We start from the raw sequence: 17448 nt of genomic DNA, 5'->3' as shown, positions 1-17448 counted from the left end.
GCCGTGGGTGCGAGGTGGCGCCTACTCCGTCGCCGTCGGCCGGCGCGAGGCCGCCGTGGCGTCCGCGACGCGGCTCAGCGGACGCAGCCGGTAGGTGTACGCGTAGTCGCGGTCGGCGAACAGCTTGTACTCGTCGTGGGTGTGCGCGCCCCAGCTGTTGTCACCGCCGACGCCCATCTGCCGGTGGCTCAGGCGCAGTACGACCTCGGGGCGCGGGGTGAGCTGGTAGTCGTGGCGAGCGCCGACCGACAGGTCCTCGGGCGTGAAGTGGGAGGCGTTGGCCTCCAGCAGGGGTTCGCCGGTGGCGAGCAGTCCGGCGCCGTCGCGGTCGGTGAGGGCGATCCAGCGCACGTCGGTCCTGTTGCCGTTCTCCTGCGGGCGGATGTACGGCGTCCACTGGCCGGTCACCGTCCCGGAGTGCAGGCCCACGTCGGTGCCGTTGTTGCGGTCCCAGTGGTTCTCCTCGGGGCCGCGGCCGTAGTAGTGCACGTGCTCCAGGCGGGCCGGCAGGAACAGGATGCTCCCGACCTCCGGGAGGTACGGCAGGTCCGCGGCGCCCGGATGCAGGGTGTGGTCGACCTTGATCTCGGCGTTCCCGAACACGGTGTAGGTGGTGGTGTACGACGACGGGGTCGTGGTCGGCAGGGTGCCGGTGACCTCGATCTCCACGGCCCGGTCGCGCAGGGCGCGCACGCTCACACCGGTGACCGTGCGGAGGGTGCCCGCGTCGCGCCAGGTGCGGTTGCGGATGTGCTGGCCGTTGCCGAGGTCGTTGTCGGTGGGCGCCCGCCAGAAGTTGGGCGCCGGCCCCGAGACGACGAGGGGGACGCCGCCCGCCTCGTAGGAGGTGATGGCACCGGTGCGCTTGTCGACGGTGACGGAGAAGTCCCGGCCGGTGACGGTGACCGTCGTGCCGCCGTCCTCGTGGGTGAGGGCGGGCACGCTCCGGAGGGGGACGGGGGTGACGGCCGGACTGCCCGCTTCCAGGGGGAGCTGCTGCCGCGCCACCTCGAATCCGGCCTCGGCCCAGGGGGTGGACTCCCGGAGGGTGAAGGACAGTTCGAGGAAGTACTCGCTGCCGGGCGGCGGGGCGGCGGGCAGTTTCAGGGGGACGGTGATGTCCTTGCGGGTCAGCGGCGGCACGTCGAGCTGGCCGCGGGTCAGCCGGCCCTTCTGCGTGACCTTCCCGTCGGTGACGAGCGACCAGCTTCCGTCGAAGGCACGGAGGTTGGTGAAGAGGTACTCGTTGGTCAGCGTGACCGCGCCGGGGCTGCCGCCCGGCACCGCTGCCGCGTCGACGGCCTGGTGGACGCGCTTGACCTCGGCGGCCTTGCCGGTGTGGCGGCGGTCGGCGGTGACGATGCCGTCGGCGACGAAGGCGCCGTCGTTGGGCAGGTCGCCCCAGTCGCCGCCGTAGGCGAGGAAGGTCTTCTCGCGCGGCTGCCTCTCGTCGACGACGACGGTCGCCGCGTCGAACCAGAACCGCACGCCGTCGTCGCCGGGACCTCGGTCGTCGTCGGCGAGTTCGGCCGCGGTCAGCGCGCGGGCGTAGACGCGGGCGCGGCGGATGGTGCCGCTGAACTCGCGCGTGTGGTTGTCGGTGTCGTTGCCGAGGGCAAGGGGCGCGGTGTTGCCGCTCGGGCGGCGGGTGGTGGCGCGGGTGGCCCGCGGCACGCCGTCGACGTACAGGGTGAGGGTGCCGGCGTCCGCGTCGAAGACGCCCGCGACGTGGTGTTCGCGGCCGGTCCAGTCCTCGGGGACGGTCCAGTTGGCGGTGATCCACTGGCCGCCGCCGTGGATGAAGAACTCCAGGGTCCGGTCGTTCTGCTTCAGGGCGTACTGGGTGTCGCCCTTGGCGATGATCGGCTGGTGGTAACCGGTGAAGCGGGGGGTGACCCACGCCTCCAGGGTGAGGGAGCCGGTGAGGTCGAGACGGGGGTCGCGGGCGAAGACGGTGGCTCCGGAGACACCCCGGGCGCGGTCGAAGGTGCCGCTGGACGCCATGAGTTCACCGCGGAGCCGGGCGGGGCCGGCCTCGGTGAACAACGTGCGGGCCGGCGTGGGCCAGTTGAGGGACTGGTCGACGAAGTCCCAGATCCACCCACCCTGGAGGACGTCGTGTCGGCGGACGAGGTCCCAGTACTTCTTGAAGTTCCCGGTGGAGTTCCCCATCGAGTGGCTGTACTCGATCATGACGTACGGCCGGGTGTCGGCGGTGTCCTTCGCGCGCTGTTCGACGCGTTGAGGGCTGTCGTACATCTCGGAGCGGATGTCGCTGACGCCGGGGCGGTCGTCGCCCTCGTACTGGATGACGCGGGTGGGGTCGTAGGAGCGGATCCAGTCGTGCATGGCGGTGAAAGTGCTGCCGCCGCCGGCCTCGTTGCCGAGGGACCAGATGACGACCGAGGCGTGGTTCTTGTCGCGGTGGACCATGTTCTGGGCGCGGGCCACGCAGGCGGCCGTCCAGTCGGGGTGGTCGCCGGGGTACTCGGCGCGGATGCCGTGGGTCTCGAGGTTGGTCTCGTCGACGAGGTAGAGGCCGTACTGGTCGGCGAGTTCGTACCACTGCGGGTTGTTCGGGTAGTGCGAGGTGCGGACGGAGTTCATGTTCAGCCGCTTGATGATCCTGATGTCCTGGATCATGTCGGCGCGGGTGAGGGCGGTGCCGCGGGCGGGGTGCATCTCGTGCCGGTTGGTGCCGCGGAAGGAGACGGGGCGGCCGTTGATGCGCATCAGCCCGTCCTCGATGGCGAACTCGCGCAGGCCGACCCGGTGGGAGAGGGTCTCGATCACCTTTCCGGCGGGGTCGCGCAGGCGCAGGACGGCGGTGTGGAGGTAGGGGTCCTCGGCGGACCAGAGGCGGGGGGAGGGGACGGCCCTCGCGGCGCGTACGGTCGCCTCGGCGCCGGAGTCGAGGTCGACGGTCTGCCGGAGCGGGCGGGGCCAGACGGGGTGCCCGTCGGCGTCGTACAGAAGGGTGTCGACGGTGTACCGTCCACCGGATCCGCCCGCGTAGTCCCGCACGCTCGCCGTCACCGCCAGCTCCGCGGTGGTGTGGTCGGCGCCGAGCGGGGTGTCCAGCTTGAAGTCGCGCAGGTGGACGGCCGGGGTGGAGAACAGGTAGACCGAGCGGAAGATGCCGCTCAGCCGGATCATGTCCTGGTCCTCCAGCCAGTCGCCGTCGGAATAGCGGTACACCTCGACGGCGATCTGGTTGGTGCCGGGCTTCAGGTGGTCGGTGATGTCGTACTCGGCGGGGGTGTAGGAGTCCTCGTGGTAGCCGACGAGACGGCCGTTGATCCACACGTAGTGCGCGGACTTGACCCCTTCGAAGTGCAGGAACGTTCGTCGACCGGCCCAGTTCGCCGGCACGGTGAAGGTGCGCCGGTACTGGCCGACGGGGTTGTGGCGGGTGGGCGCGGCGGGCGGCTGCGGGTTCTCGCCGTGGCCGTTGGGGCCCCAGTACGGGTAGGTGATGTTGACGTAGATCGGGCGGTCGTACCCGTGCAGCTGCCAGACCGACGGCACGGGGATGGTGTCCCAGGCGCTGTCGTCGAGGTCGGTGCGGTGGAAGTCGGCGTCGCGGTCGTCGGGGCGGTCGGCGTGCGCGAACTTCCAGGTCCCGTCCAGGCCGATCCGGTAGGGGGAGCGGGTGCGGTCGGCGGTGAGGGCCTGGGCGAGGTCCGCGTACGGCATGAGGGTGGTGTGGGGTGGTTCGGTGCCGAGCCGGAAGACGTCGAGCCGGCCGTTCCACTCCGGGGTCGTCTCCGCGGCGGCGGCGCGGCGGCCGGCGGCGGGGGCGGAGAGGGCGAGCGCGCCGAGTACGGCGGCCGATCCCTCGAGGAGACGACGACGGCTGACGACCACCCGCGGGGGGCGGTCCGGCCGGTCCATGGACGACACGTGCGGGTGCGACATGACCATGACCTTCCTCGTGGCGAACCGTGCGGATGCACGGGACGGAGGGTGCGTCAGATCTTGTCCGTTGGTGTTGATAAACCGAACAGAGACGCGCCGATATTGGCCGAATATCAACTCAAGTCGGCGCAACGCGACTTGACGGAGATCACCCTGGGTGACCGGCCGTCAGTAGACGTCGCGTACGTACCGTTTGTCAGCGGCCAGCTGCTTGACGTACGCCGCCGCCTCCGGCTCCCCCAGGCCGCCGTGGACGACGGCGACGTCCCGCAGGGCCTCGTCGACGTCCCTGGCCATGCGGGAGGCGTCCCCGCAGACGTAGAAGTGGGCGCCGTCCCGCAGCCAGGACCACAGCTGGGAGCCGTGCTCGCGCATCCTGTCCTGGACGTAGATCTTGGCGCGCTGGTCGCGCGAGAAGGCGGTGTCCAGGCGTTCCAGGGTGCGGTCGGCGAGCAGGGCGGTCAGTTCCTCCTCGTAGAGGAAGTCGGTGGCCCGGCGCTGCTCGCCGAAGAACAGCCAGTTGGGGGCACGGTGGCCGCGCGCGCGGCGCTCCTCGAGGAAGCCCACGAACGGCGCCACGCCGGTGCCGGGTCCCACCATCACCATCGGGGTCGACGGGTCGGCGGGCGGCCGGAAGTGCGGTGAGCGCTGCACGTGCACCGGCACCTCGGTGCCCGGCCCGGCGTCGGCCAGGAAGGGTGAGCAGACGCCCTGCCGGGGGCGGCCCGCCAGGTTCTCGTACCGCACGACGGAGACGGTGAGCGAGACGAGGTGGGGGTCGGTGAGCGGGCTCGACGAGATGGAGTACAGGCGTGGCTGGAGCCGTCCGAGCGCCTCGGCCCAGTCCTGCGCCCCGGCCCGCACCCCGAACTCGGCGGCCACGTCGACGGCCTGCCGTCCCCAGGACCACTTCGCCAGCTCGCCCTTGTTGTCCGGACGCAGCAGCTTGCGCAGCTCGCGGGGGTCGCGGACGCGGTCGGCGGTGAACCGCAGCAGGGCGGGGGTGATCCGGGTGATGTCGAGGTGGCGCAGCAGGGCCTCGTCGAGGGCGACCTCACCGACACCGTTCAGCCGTACCCGCGCGTGCGCGTCGAGCCCGGTGACGGAGAGCCATTCCGCGACCAGATCGGGTGCGTTGAGGGGGCGTACGCCGAGGGCGTCACCGGCCTCGTGGACGAGCGGGGTCCCGCTGTCGCGGGTGTCGAAGGTGAAGCGGCGCACCTCCTTGCCGGAACCGGGCCGGCTCAGCAACCGGTTGCCGACCAGACGGGCGGTCACGGGCGCGGGGCGCCCGGAGCGGCGGGCGGCGGCGGTGACGGGCGGGGAGGGCGCGGCTGACGGGACCGGTGGGACGGACAGGACGGATGGGACCGGTGGGGCCTGGGTGAGGAACCCGGCCGCCGGTGCGGAACGTACCGCCTCCCCGGTCCCCGCCGCTCCCCCGGGTTCGGCCTCCTTGAGCGCGCTGAGCACCTGGTCCAGCCAGGCGTCGGCCTGCGGCTCGTAGTCCGGTTCGCAGTCGGTGCGGGGCGCCAGCCGTACGGCGCCCAGCTCGTCCATGCGGTGGTCGAGCCGGCGGCCGTGTCCGCAGAAGTCGTCGTAGGAGGAGTCCCCGAGGGCGAGGACGGCGTAGCGGCGGCCGGTCAGGCGTCCGGCGTCCAGGCCGGCCAGGCCGTCCCAGAAGCCGGCGCCGTTGTCGGGGGCGTCGCCGTCGCCGAAGGTGCTGGTGATCAGCAGGAGATCGGCGTCGGAGGGCAGGGCGGCGGGGTCGGCCTCGTCCATGGCGACGAGGGCGGGGGTGTGGCCGCCCGCGGCGAGCCGGTCGGCGGTGGCGGCGGCGACCTCCTCGGCGTTGCCGGTCTGCGAGGCCCACAGGATCACCACCCGGCGCCCCGCGGGCCGCCGCGGCGCGGTGCCGGTGACCGGGTGGGCGCCGGGCCCCTCGCCGGTGCGGGAGTACATCCCGGCCAGGGTGCCGTTGACCCAGAGGGCGTGGTCCGGGCTGAAGGGCGCGTCCGGCGGCAGCACCGGTACGCCGGGGGCGCCGGCCGGGATCCCCGCGAGGAACCCGACCAGGTACCGCCGTTCCGGCTCGGTCAGGACCGGCGGCGGGAGGGGCTCCAGACCGAACGCGGCGGCCGCGGAGTCGGACGGGGAGACGGCCGGCGCGACGAGGGCCGCGGTGACGGGGGGCACGGTTCCGGGAGCCGCGGTGGCGGGACGGACCGCGGTCGGCCCGACGGCCGGCGGGGGCGCCGGCAGGCTGCCGGGCGCCCGCACGCTCACCGGCGTCGACACCCTGCACAGCGACACCGCGCACACCTTCAGCTCCGGCTGGAAGGACAGCGGGTCGACGGCGTCGCCGGTCACGGCGTTGACGCTGAGGTACTCGCCGAACAGGTCGTTCCAGTGGAAGGGCGCGAAGCAGGAGCCGGGCAGCACCCGGTCGGTGACGACGGCGGGCAGCACGGCCCGGCCGCGCCGCGAGGCGACCTCCACCGAGTCGCCGTCGGCGATCCCGAGCCCGGCCGCGTCCTCGGGATGCACCTCGACGAACGGGCCCGGATCGAGCTTGTTGAGCTTGGCCACCTTCGCCGTCTTGGTCAGGGTGTGCCACTGGTGCTGGAGGCGGCCGGTGTTGAGGACGAACGGGTAGTCGTCGTCCGGCATCTCGGCGGGCGGGACGTGCGGGCGGGCGTGGAAGACCGCACGGCCGCTGGGGGTGGGAAAGGTGAGCGAGCCGCCCTCGCCGACGTACCGGACGGGATTGCGGTGGGGGCCGTCGACGGTGGCGGCCGGCCACTGCACGGGGGTGGCACGCAGCCGCTCGTACGTCACACCGCGCAGGTCGTAGCCGGTCTGCGGGTTGTGGAAGCGCTTGATCTCCTCGAAGACCTGCTCCGCGCTGTCGTAGGAGAAGCCGCTCTCGTAGCCCATCGCGCGGGCCACGGCCGCGATCAGCCGCCAGTCGGCCGTGGCCTCGCCGGGCGGGTCGGCGGCGGGGCGGGCCAGGGTGAGGTTGCGTTCGCTGTTGACGAGGACGCCCTCGGTCTCGGTCCACAGCGCGCCGGGCAGGACGACGTCGGCGTAGGCGTTGGTCTCCGTCTCGGAGAAGACGTCCTGCGCGACGACGAACTCGGCGGCTTCCAGGCCCTCGATGACCGTGCGGCGGTTGGCGACGGAGGCGACGGGGTTGGTGCAGATGATCCAGCAGGCCTTGATGTCGCCCGCGGCCATCTTCCGGAACATCTCGACGGTGCCCTTGCCGACGCCGTCGGCGCGGATCGTGCCGGGTTCCAGCCCCCACACGTCCTCGGCGAAGGCCCGGTCGGCGTCGACCAGCACGGACCGCTGTCCGGGCAGGCCTGGGCCCATGTAGCCCATCTCCCGGCCGCCCATGGCGTTGGGCTGGCCGGTGAGGGAGAACGGACCGCTGCCGGGACGGCAGATCCTGCCGGTGGCGAGGTGGAGGTTGACCAGCGCGTTGGTGTTCCAGGTGCCGTGCGTGGACTGGTTGAGGCCCATCGTCCAGCAGCTGGTCCACTCCCCCGCCTCGCCGATCAGCCGGGCCGCCTCGCGCAGGTCGGCCTCGGGGATGCCGGTGATGCCGGAGACGGTCGCGGGCGGGTAGTCGGCGAGGAACTCCGGCATCGCCTCCCAGCCCTCGGTGTACGCGGCGATGAAGGCGGGGTCGGTGTGCCCGTTCTCGTGCAGGAGGTGCAGGAGGCCGTTGAGCAGGGCGAGGTCGGCGCCCGGCCTGATCTGCAGGAACAGGTCGGCCTTGGCGGCGGTGGCGGTGCGGCGCGGGTCGACGACGATCAGTTTCGCGCCCGCCTTGACCCGGTCCATCATCCGCAGGAAGAGGATCGGGTGGCAGTCGGCCGTGTTGGAGCCGATGACGAGGAAGACGTCCGCCCGGTCGAGGTCCTCGTAGGAGCCCGGGGGGCCGTCCGCCCCGAGGGACAGCTTGTAGCCGGTTCCCGCGCTGGCCATGCACAGCCGCGAGTTGGACTCGATCTGGTTGCTGCGCAGGTACCCCTTGACCAGCTTGTTCGCGAGGTACTGGGCTTCGAGGCTCATCTGGCCGGAGACGTAGAGGGCGACCGCGTCGGAGCCGTGCTCGTCGACGACGGCGCGCAGCCGGCGTGCCGTCTCGGCGACGGCCGCGTCGACGGGCGCCGGCTCGGGTTCCTCGCCGCGGTCCGGGCGGACCAGGGCGGTGGTGAGCCGGCCCGGTGCGGCGAGCAGGTCGGCGGTGGTGGCGCCCTTGGTGCACAGCCGGCCGAGGTTCGCCGGGTGCTCCTTGTCGCCGGACGCCTTCAGGACCGTACGGCGTCCGTCCGGTCCGCGGCCCACGTCGAGGACCAGGCCGCAGCCGACGCCGCAGTACGAGCAGACCGTGCGCACCTTCGTCGTGCTGTCGGTCCGCGGGTCCGGCACGGCCACGGGCGCCCCCTTCTTCCTGACGATCGGCCTGGTGAGAGCCACCGCGAGCCTTCCGCGACGGTACGAACCGTGCATTACACAGGTGTCTCCCGGACCGGCCGCCGGGGGTTAATCCCGGCGCACAGCCGAGGACGGCCGGATGTGAGCGGGCACGCGCGCGGCGGCCCGCGCTCGGGCTCACCGGCGGGGCACCGGTCCGGGGCGTGGCGGCCCGGCTCCCGTGCCGCGGACGGCGACGGATGCCGGACGGACGCCGGCCACGGTCGCTGCGGCCCGGCCCGGCCCGCGTGTCGTCGACGGCGACGGGTGCCGGACGGAGCCGGCCCGCCGGGAACGGGGGACGAGGCGGCGGGGGGGCCGTGTCCCCCGTCAGCCCAGTCGCGCGGCGAACGCCGCGTACGCCCGTTCGTCGAAGAGGACGAACCTGACCTCCTCCACCGCCGTCGGCGTCGCCCGTACGGTCTCCACCGCGATCCGTGCGGCGTCGTCCACGGGCCACCCGTAGATGCCGGCGGAGACGGCCGGGAAGGCGACGGTGCGGGCGCCGAGTTCGTCGGCGACGCGTAGGGACTCGCGGTAGCAGGAGGCCAACAGCTCCGAACGGTCCTCCTCGGCGCTGTGGCGGGGGCCGACCGTGTGGATCACCCAGCGGGCGGGAAGCCGGCCGGCGGTGGTGGCGACGGCCCTGCCGGTGGGCAGGCCCTTGCCCAGGTGTCCGGCGCGGAGCTTGCGGCACTCCTCCAGGACGGCGGGTCCGCCGCGGCGGTGGATGGCGCCGTCGACCCCGCCGCCGCCCAGCAGCGAGGAGTTGGCGGCGTTGACGACGGCGTCCACGGACTGGGCGGTGATGTCGCCCTGGACGAACGTGACGGCGGTCATGGCGGATCGGCCTCTCTCCGCGAAGGCGGGGTCTGCGACGCGGGGTCTGCGACGCGGGGTCTGCGACGCGGGGTCTGCGACGCGGGGTCTGCGACGCGGTGACGGCGGCGCTACGGCTGCTGCCGCAGCTTGCGCCAGACCGCCTTGGCCGCGTTGTGGCCCGACATGCCGTGGACGCCGGGGCCGGGCGGGGTCGCCGAGGAGCAGATGAAGACGGCCGGGTGCGGGGTGGAGTACGGGGACAGGGAGAGTCTGGGGCGCAGCAGGAGCTGGAGGCCGGAGGCGGCACCGGTGCCGATGTCGCCGCCGACGTAGTTGGCGTTGCGGGCGGCGAGTTCGGCGGGGCCGGCGATCGCGCGGGCCAGGACGCGGTCGCGGAATCCGGGCGCGAAGCGCTCCAGCTGGCGTTCCATCGTGTCGGTGAGGTCGCCGCTCCAGCCGTTGGGCACGTGGGCGTAGGCCCAGAAGACCTGCTTGCCGGCCGGGGCCCGGGTGGGGTCCACGACACCGGGCTGCACCGTGATCATGAAGGGCTTCCGCGGGGGGCGACCCTCCCGGGAGGCGGCGCGCAGGGCGGCGCCGATCTCCGCGCTGTCCGCGCCGATCTGGACCGTGGTGGCGCGGTGGGCCTCGTCGGCGGTCCAGGGGACCGGGCCGTCGAGCGCGTAGTCGATCTTGTAGACGCCGGCGCCGTACCGGTAGCGCTCGTAGAAGCGGCCGAGGCCGGCGATGCGGGCCAGGGCGGTGGGCGAGGTGTCGAAGACGTAGGCGCGGGCCGGGGGCAGGTCGTCGAGGCGCTTGACCTCGTAGTCGGTGTGGATGGCGCCGCCGAGGTCCTTCAGGTAGGCGGCCAGGGCGTCCGAGATGGCCTGGGAACCGCCGCGGGCAACCGGCCAGCCGCGGGCGTGCGCGGCGAGCGCGAAGACCAGGCCGACCGCGCCGGTGGCGAAGCCGCCGAGGGGGGCCATGACGTGGGCGACGAGTCCGGCGAAGAGGGTCCTGGCCTTCTCGTCGTGGAAGCGGCGGGTCAGCCAGGTGGACGGGGCCAGGCCGACCAGTCCGAAACGGGCGAGGGTGACGGGATCGCGGGGCAGTGCCGTCAGCGGCAGCGCCATGAAGTCCCGGACCAGGGCGTCCCACTTGGGCAGGAAGGGCTCGACCAGCCTGCGGTACGCGCCCGCGTCGCGGGGGCCGAAGGAGGCGGCCGTCTCGGCGACCGAGCGGGACAGCACAGCCGCGCTGCCGTCGGGGAAGGGGTGCGCCATGGCCAGCTCGGAGTGGAGCCATTCGAGGCCGTACCGCTCCAGGGGCAGGGCGCGGAACGCGGGCGAGTTGACGCCGAGGGGGTGTGCGGCGGAGCACGGGTCGTGGCGGAAGCCGGGGAGGGTGAGTTCCTCGGTGCGGGCGCCGCCGCCCACCGTGTCCTTCGCCTCGAAGAGGGCCACGGAGAAACCGCGGCGGGCCAGCTCCGCGGCGGCCGTCAGGCCGTTCGGCCCCGCTCCCACCACGACGACATCGAGCATCGACGACACTTGGACCCCTTCGTCAGCCGGCGGCCTCCGGGATCAGGATATGCCGGGAGCACGACGGCGTAGGCGGCGCGGTGGAACGTGGCGGTGGGCCGCCGCCGACGCGGACGCCGTCACGGCCGGGGACGGGGTTCAGGCGGCGGGGGTCAGGGACGGGCCCCGGACAGCAGGCCGGTCACCCGCCGGGCCGTCGCCGTGTCCCGGGCGGCCGTGAACGGCAGGGAGTTGCCGCCCGTGATCCTGAACGGCTCGCCGGTGAGGGTGAGGTGGGCGCCGCCCGCCTCCTCGACCAGCAGCAGTCCGGCCGCGTGGTCCCAGGCCGCCTCCCAGGAGAAGGCCGTGGCGTCCAACTCGCCCCGGGCCACGGCGAGGTACTCCAGGCCCGCCGAGCCGCAGGCGCGCGGGGCGACGCCGTCCGTCCACAGACCGAGCAGGGCGCGCTTCTGGTCGTCGGTGGTGTAGTCGGGGTGCGAGGTCGCCACCGTGAGGTCGCGACCGGGTGCGGGCGGACCGGCGAACAGCCGCTCGCCGTCCAGGAAGGCGCCGCCGCCGCGCACGGCGGTGGCCAGCTGGTCGCGGGCGGCGGCGTACGTCCAGGAGGCGTGCACGACGCCGTGCCGGGCGAGGGCGATCAGGGTGCAGAAGCCGTCGTCGCCGTGCACGAACTGCCGGGTGCCGTCGACCGGGTCGACTATCCACACCGGGGCGTCGCCCCGTATCGCCTCGTAGACGACCGGGTTGGCGTGCACCGCCTCCTCGCCGACGACGATCGAACCGGGCAGCAGGGCGCCGAGGGCCTCGGTGAGGTACAGCTCGGCATTGCGGTCGGCGTCCGTGACCAGGTCGTGCGGCCCGGTCTTCTGGTCCACCTCGTGCGCGGCGAGCTGCCGGAAGCGCGGCAGGATCTCCGCGGCGGCGGCCTTGCGGACGGCGTCCGCCACGTCACCGGCGTGGCGGGCGAGAAACTCGTCGATGGTTTCCGTGTCTCCGATCATGCCTCCATGAGAACACGCCCCACTGACAATCCCCGCCGCGCCGGTGCACACTCGGTGGAATCGGGATGAAGAGAGGAGAAGGGGGGACAAGGGGAGAGGGGAGAGGGTCCCCGCCTCCGGCCCTTGTCCCGGCCCCGCCTCAGCGCCCCACCGCATACCCCTGCATCCCGCGTGGGTTCGCCGCCGCCGACAGGATCCCCGTCTCCGGGTCCCGGGCGACGGCGCACAGCCGGCCCTCGGACCACGGGTCGGCGACGGTCACGTCGTGGCCGCGGCCGCGGAGGTCCTCGACGACGGGCCGCGGCATGCGGGACTCCACGGTCAGGCTGCCCGGCCGCATGCCGCGGGGGTGGAAGGAGGCCGGGAAGGCGTCGGTGTGCCAGTTCGGGGCGTCGATCGCGCCCTGGAGGTCCAGGCCGCCGCGCACCCGCGCGCGCAGGGCCACGGCCAGGAAGAAGTGCAGCTGCCACTGGTCCTGCTGGTCGCCGCCGGGGGTGCCGAAGGCCAGGACCGGGACGCCGTCGCGCAGCGCGATCGAGGGCGTGAGGGTGGTGCGGGGGCGGCGGCCGGGGGTGAGGGAGTTCGGCAGGCCCTCCTCCAGCCAGGTCATCTGCAGCCGGGTGCCGAGCGGGAAGCCCAGTTCGGGCACGACCGGGTTGGACTGGAGCCAGCCGCCGCTGGGCGTGGCGGCGACCATGTTGCCCCAGCGGTCGACGACGTCGAGGTGGCAGGTGTCGCCGCGGACGGTCCCGTCCGCGGCGGTCTCGGGCTCCCCCGGCACCGGCGGGGCCGGACGCCTGGCGACGGTCGGCTCGCCGGCGCCCATGGGGCTGAACCCGGGCTCGTCCGTGGTCACCACGCGCGCGTGGGCGCTCAGCCGGGGCTCGCGTCCGCCGGGGCGGCCCGGCCGCAGCTCGTACGACGCCTTGTCGCCGATCAGCGCGCGCCGGCCGGCGTTGTACGGGGCCGAGAGCAGCTCGTCCAGCGGGACCCCGGCCGCGTCGCCGTACCAGGCCTCGCGGTCGGCCATGGCGAGTTTGCAGCCCTCCACGAGGAGGTGGACGTAGTCGGCGGAGCCGTGGGCGGGCAGCTCCGGCGGGAGGAGGGCGAGTTGCTGGAGGAAGGCCGGGCCCTGGCTCCAGGGGCCCGCCTTGCAGACGGTCCAGCCGTTCCAGTCGTACGTCGCCGGCGCCTCGTAGGACGCGGACCAGCCGGCGAGGTCGGCGGCGGTGAGGGTGCCGGCGTGGCGCTCGCCGCTGGTGTCCAGGGTGGGGCGCCCGGCCTGCCGGACGAGGGCCTCGGCGATGAATCCGCTGCGCCAGACCTCCCGCGCGGCGTCGATGCGGGCGGTCCGGTCCCCGGCGCCGGCCGTCTCGGCGAGCAGCCGCTTCCAGGTGGCGGCGAGCGCGGGGTTGCGCAGCAGCCGGCCGGGGCCGGGCGCCCGGCCACCGGGCAGGTAGACCTCCGCGGAGGACGTCCACTCGGTCTCGAACAGCTCGCGTACGGTCTCGACGGTCGCGCCGACGTTCTCCACGGGCGCGTGCCCGTGCTCGGCGTAGCCGATGGCGTACTTCAGGACGTCGTCGAGGGACTTGGTGCCGTGGTCGCGGAGCAGGAGCAGCCAGGCGTCGAAGGCGCCGGGCACGGCCGCCGCGAGGGGGCCCGTGCCGGGGACGAGGTCCAGACCGAGCCCGCGGTAGTGGGCGACGGTCGCGCCGGCCGGGGCGACGCCCTGCCCGCACAGCACCCGCACCTCGCCGCCCGCGGGGGCGAGCAGGATCGGCACCTCTCCGGCGGGACCGTTGAGGTGGGGTTCGACGACGTGCAGCACGAAGGCGCCGGCCACGGCGGCGTCGTAGGCGTTGCCGCCGTCCTCCAGGACGGCCATCGCCGACTGGGAGGCCAGCCAGTGGGTGGCGGACACCATGCCGAAGGTGCCGCTCAGGGTGGGGCGAGTCGTGAACTGCATGTCTGACCTCGATGTTCGTGTACGCCGGTCGGCCTGTCCCCCACGAAACGGGCCGTGGGGAGCAGCTGGGGAGCAACGAGTGAGACCCTCTCCTCCCCGTGGCCCCGTCGCCTCCTCCGCCCGGCTCCGGCTGCCGGTGTCGGCCGCTGCCGCGCGCAGGGTCGGTGTTGCGGGTGTTCCCCGGCTCCCGGTGGGTGGGAAGCCCGGTTCGACTGCGTGAAGTCGAGATCGCGCTGGATGAAAAGCGGGGCAACGTTGACGACGGTCTGGTCGACCTGGATGAGCAACTCGGCATCGGCAGCGTGACGAGGATCAGCCGAACGAGCACGTTGCTCCGGCCCGAGTCGTGGCGTTCCTCGGCGGCCGACCGGTCGTCGGCGGGCCTGACGGTCATGGCGCTCCTGATCTTCTGCATACTCGCCGTTCCGGCGGACTCGGACGAGCCCACGTGAGGAACGGGGAACGGAACAGGATGCTCACCACAGCGCATCGCGGGCATGCGATCGGAAGAATTTCCCGTGCGGCGGCCGCGACGCGGCGCGGGGGCCGGGACGACGCGCGCCCCGGCCCCCGCGGTCCCTGAATACGCGTCAGAGGGTGTAGTCGACGGTGTACTCGGCCGTCTTCTCGTCCAGCGACCGGACGGAGCCGGTGCCCGAGATGCCGCTGAGCCCACCGGTCCCGGAACCCTCGACGATGGTCCACGTCTCCGCGGCGGCGCTGGTGAAGGCGCCCTCGATGCGGGCGACGAACGTTCCCTGCGCCTCACCTAGGCGTCCCTCGAAGCGCTGGAGGCCGACGTAGGTCGCCGTTCCGTCCGCCGCGTAGACCATGAGGTACTCCAGAATCCCGTCGCCTGCGAGATCACCGGTGAAGCCGTTCTCCACGCTCGCGCGGGTCAGGGTCGCCGAGCCGTCTTCCTTGTGGTACGGGTTCTCCTTCCACGACTTCGTCGTGTACGTACCGGTTGCTCGGGTGGTCATCCTGTGACGGTCCTCTCGATCGAGACGGTCGGCCATGGTGGTGGCACTGCGCCGGCTGGCGTGACGCGAAGTCAGAGTAACGGCCAGGACGGCGGAACCTGTTCCCCACGGAGCACCCCTGCCTCCTCGGAAATGCCGCCGAGCCCGTCGGCCCCGGAGGCCTCGACGAATCTGTGCGCGCAGCGCTGCGCCCGACGTGACGCCGAGTCGCGCTAGCGTCCGGTGCGGCGGCGCCTGCTCGATCCAAGGACGAGACGACGGTCACCGTGGCCCAGCGGCCGGCGCTCCCCGCCGACCTCCCGACCTCCCGACCTCCCGCGTGACCCTGCCGGACATCCCCCGAGGAGGGACCTTCGGGGAGGAGGAAACGCTCAACCGGTACGGATGCACGGGCAAGAACAAGTCACCCGCGATCAAGTGGCACGGCGCTCCTTCCGGGACCAGGAGTTTCCTGATCTCCAGGTTCGACGTCGACTCGGAGACCTCCAGCGGGTTCTGGCACCGGTCCGCGTGGAACATCCCGGCAAGCACCCACTCGCTGCCCGCGGGTACCGTCGCACCGGGCGATCCGGGCCTGCCGGCGCCCGCGGTACTGGGCCGGAGCGACTTCGGCGAGACCGGGTACGGCGGCGCGTGCCCGCCGCCCGGGGACCGCGCCCAACGGTACGTGTTCACCGTGGTGGCACTGGCCACGGCCGACCTCGACGTGCCTCAGGACCTGCCCATGGCCGCCGTCAACGTCGTCATGCGGGAGCACGCCCTGGCCGCGGGACACCGGACCGTCGTCTTCGGCCGCTGACCCACGCCGCAGCGCGGTGCCGCCCGTGAACCCGGTACACCGTCCGGGCAGCTCCGGAGGGTGGGACGGGTGGTGAACGGCACCTCTCGCCCCGCTTCCCGCCTCCGCGCCGACGCGGCGGCCGGTGGCCCGGCGCCCGGACGGTGTCCCCGGCCGCCGTGGCGGAAATTCTCCCCTCCGCTGTCACCACGCCACCACGGAGCGAGTTCGCACTTCCTCCCCACAGGGAGTCGTGTGAAACTGACGTCCCCGTCCGCGTCGTGGACCTCGTCCGCGCCGTCCCCACGAAAGCGCGCCGTGCGTTCTCTCCCCCTGCCGCTCGCCCTCACCGCGCGACTGACCCCGGTGATCGTGCTCGCCTGCGCGGGCTGGGCGCTGTCGTCCGGCCCGCTCGACTCCGGGAAGGAGACCGCGGCCAAGGACACGCAGAAGTCACGCTCGGAGTCGTCGGAGTCGTCCGAGTCGTCCGCCCCGTCCTCGACGGCGGTCACGAAGACGTACGGCGCCGCTCCCCCGCCCTGCACGAGTGTGGCCGCCAAGACGGTGAGTTCGCTGGTGCCGGCCGCCAAGACGGCGGGCAAGGAGATCCCGTCGACGGACACCTCCCTGCGCCGCACCTGCTCCTGGAACGCGCTCAAGGGCTACGACTACCGGTGGCTGGACGTCTCCTTCGAGCTGCTGGAGTCCGACGAGTCCGCCGCGTCCTCGTACCAGGACCGCACCACGGAGAAGAACGGCGGCGGGGCCGTTCCGGGGCTCGGGGACGAGGGCTACTCGGTGGTGAACCTGACCACGGAGGACAAGCAGCAGACCCGTGAGGGCACCGTCATCGCGCGGGTGGCGAACGCGCTCGTCGTCGTCACCTACAACGGCAGCGACTTCGAGTCGAAGAAGGCTCCGAGCACGGACGAGATCAACAAGGGCGCGATCAAGGCGGCGAAGGAGGCGGTCGCCTCGCTGAAGGCCGCCGCGGTGAACTGAGCCCCGGCCGGAACAGGGCGCCGGAGGGTTCCCACCCGCCGGCCGCCCCGCCCACCGTTCCTCACGCGTCACGCGTCACGCGGTGCTCCCCTCCCGTCCCCTCGACAGCATCAGCACCACGTAGAGCGCCATCGAGGTGCCCAGGCCCACGGCCCAGCCGTAGTCGGCCAGCGGTTCCAGCGCCGGGACGGGCCGCCCGTCGACGATCGGCTCGAAACTCGCGCCGCCGACGGCGAGGACACCGCCCACCGCGAAGGCCACGACGGCCCGCCAGTTCCAGCCGGCGTCGTACCAGTACCGGCCTCCGGTGCGGTAGAGGTCGGCCAGGTCGAGCTTGCCGCGGCGCAGGATCCAGTAGTCGGCGATGAGGATGCCGGCGACCGTGCCGAGCAGCCCGCCGACCAGGCCGAGCCAGGTGAAGATGTAGCCCTGCGGGTCGGAGTACAGCTTCCACGGGAAGATCAGCACACCGAGCACGCAGGTGGCGAGCGCACCGGTGCGGAAACTGATCCTCCGGGGCGCGATGTTGGAGAAGTCGAAGGCCGGCGAGACCAGGTTGGCCGCGATGTTCACCGACAGCGTCGCCACCAGCACCGTCACCAGCGCGAACAGCAGTCCCACGACGTTGTCCGTCTTGGCGGCGAGCTGTACCGGGTCCCAGATCGTCTCGCCACAGTCTGTCTGTTAAAGGAACCAAAGGTGTGGTGCCAACGCGCTGCGGCCGCCGCACCGGGGAGGTGCGGCGGCCGCGCGGGTGGGGTCGTCAGCTGGCGGGCTGGCCGCTGCCGGGGCAGGTCTCCAGCGAGCCCTGCCGCTGGTGCATGGCCACGGGCTCACCGGGTGCGGCGCCGACGCCGGCCCCGCAGACAGGGCACGAGCCTTCGGTCATGCCCGGGTCGAACCGGCCACCGGGGCGGGCGTGCATGCATTCCTCCATATCGAGCTCCTC

General features: G+C 73.1%; 11 protein-coding genes and 1 pseudogene. 3 read left to right on the top strand and 9 right to left on the bottom strand.

Features of this window, described 5'->3' with window-relative positions; genetic code table 11:
* Window positions 1-21 precede the first annotated feature (21 nt).
* From AB0N31_RS10785 to AB0N31_RS10760, 6 genes are all read right to left on the bottom strand, one after another.
* A complete protein-coding gene (locus AB0N31_RS10785) occupies window positions 22-3918 on the bottom strand; it encodes a glycoside hydrolase family 2 TIM barrel-domain containing protein (protein WP_366058012.1) in 3897 nt (1298 codons plus the stop codon).
* A gap of 168 nt (window positions 3919-4086) precedes the next feature.
* Window positions 4087-8364, bottom strand: a complete 4278-nt coding sequence (locus tag AB0N31_RS10780) for a molybdopterin-dependent oxidoreductase (RefSeq protein ID WP_366058064.1) — start codon at window positions 8362-8364, stop codon at window positions 4087-4089.
* A 369-nt stretch (window positions 8365-8733) separates the two neighbouring features.
* A complete protein-coding gene (locus tag AB0N31_RS10775) occupies window positions 8734-9243 on the bottom strand; it encodes an O-acetyl-ADP-ribose deacetylase (RefSeq protein ID WP_366058011.1) in 510 nt (169 codons plus the stop codon).
* Between the two features lie 110 nt (window positions 9244-9353).
* On the bottom strand, window positions 9354-10766 hold the full coding sequence (locus tag AB0N31_RS10770; protein ID WP_366058063.1) for an NAD(P)/FAD-dependent oxidoreductase: 1413 nt from the start codon (window positions 10764-10766) through the stop codon (window positions 9354-9356).
* A gap of 152 nt (window positions 10767-10918) precedes the next feature.
* On the bottom strand, window positions 10919-11767 hold the full coding sequence (locus AB0N31_RS10765) for an inositol monophosphatase family protein (protein WP_366058010.1): 849 nt from the start codon (window positions 11765-11767) through the stop codon (window positions 10919-10921).
* Window positions 11768-11906: 139 nt separating this feature from the next.
* The gene (locus tag AB0N31_RS10760) at window positions 11907-13736 is read right to left on the bottom strand and encodes a gamma-glutamyltransferase (protein WP_366058009.1); all 1830 of its coding nucleotides are present in this window, start codon (window positions 13734-13736) and stop codon (window positions 11907-11909) included.
* A 173-nt stretch (window positions 13737-13909) separates the two neighbouring features.
* On the opposite strand from AB0N31_RS10760, the gene AB0N31_RS10755 reads away from it, so the two are divergent.
* Window positions 13910-14188 (top strand): hypothetical protein, encoded by a 279-nt coding sequence (locus AB0N31_RS10755; RefSeq protein WP_366058008.1) that lies wholly within the window; start codon window positions 13910-13912, stop codon window positions 14186-14188.
* 138 nt (window positions 14189-14326) lie between these two features.
* On the opposite strand, the gene AB0N31_RS10750 is transcribed toward AB0N31_RS10755, so the two are convergent.
* Window positions 14327-14719 carry a DUF3224 domain-containing protein gene (locus tag AB0N31_RS10750; protein ID WP_366058007.1) on the bottom strand — a complete coding sequence of 131 codons (393 nt, stop codon included), beginning with the start codon at window positions 14717-14719 and terminating at the stop codon, window positions 14327-14329.
* 319 nt (window positions 14720-15038) lie between these two features.
* Here AB0N31_RS10750 and AB0N31_RS10745 point away from each other — a divergent pair, with 319 nt between their 5' ends.
* Window positions 15039-15518, top strand: a complete 480-nt coding sequence (locus tag AB0N31_RS10745; protein WP_366058006.1) for a YbhB/YbcL family Raf kinase inhibitor-like protein — start codon at window positions 15039-15041, stop codon at window positions 15516-15518.
* Window positions 15519-15815: 297 nt separating this feature from the next.
* Window positions 15816-16499 carry a hypothetical protein gene (locus tag AB0N31_RS10740; protein WP_366058005.1) on the top strand — a complete coding sequence of 228 codons (684 nt, stop codon included), beginning with the start codon at window positions 15816-15818 and terminating at the stop codon, window positions 16497-16499.
* Window positions 16500-16574: 75 nt separating this feature from the next.
* Here the strand turns inward: AB0N31_RS10740 and AB0N31_RS10735 are convergent.
* Both AB0N31_RS10735 and AB0N31_RS10730 read right to left on the bottom strand, forming a co-directional pair.
* Window positions 16575-17171: pseudogene (locus AB0N31_RS10735) on the bottom strand (cytosine permease); the annotation flags it as partial.
* A 91-nt stretch (window positions 17172-17262) separates the two neighbouring features.
* Window positions 17263-17436: a hypothetical protein gene (locus tag AB0N31_RS10730; RefSeq protein ID WP_366058004.1), complete on the bottom strand. Its 174-nt coding sequence runs from the start codon at window positions 17434-17436 to the stop codon at window positions 17263-17265.
* Between the last annotated feature and the right edge of the window lie 12 nt (window positions 17437-17448).

Origin of the sequence: Streptomyces sp. NPDC051051, from assembly GCF_040682975.1 — a bacterium.
Taxonomy (GTDB): Bacteria; Actinomycetota; Actinomycetes; order Streptomycetales; family Streptomycetaceae; genus Streptomyces.
The sequence above is the reverse complement of the archived record's forward strand: the minus strand, read 5'-3'. Positions and strand labels throughout refer to the sequence as shown.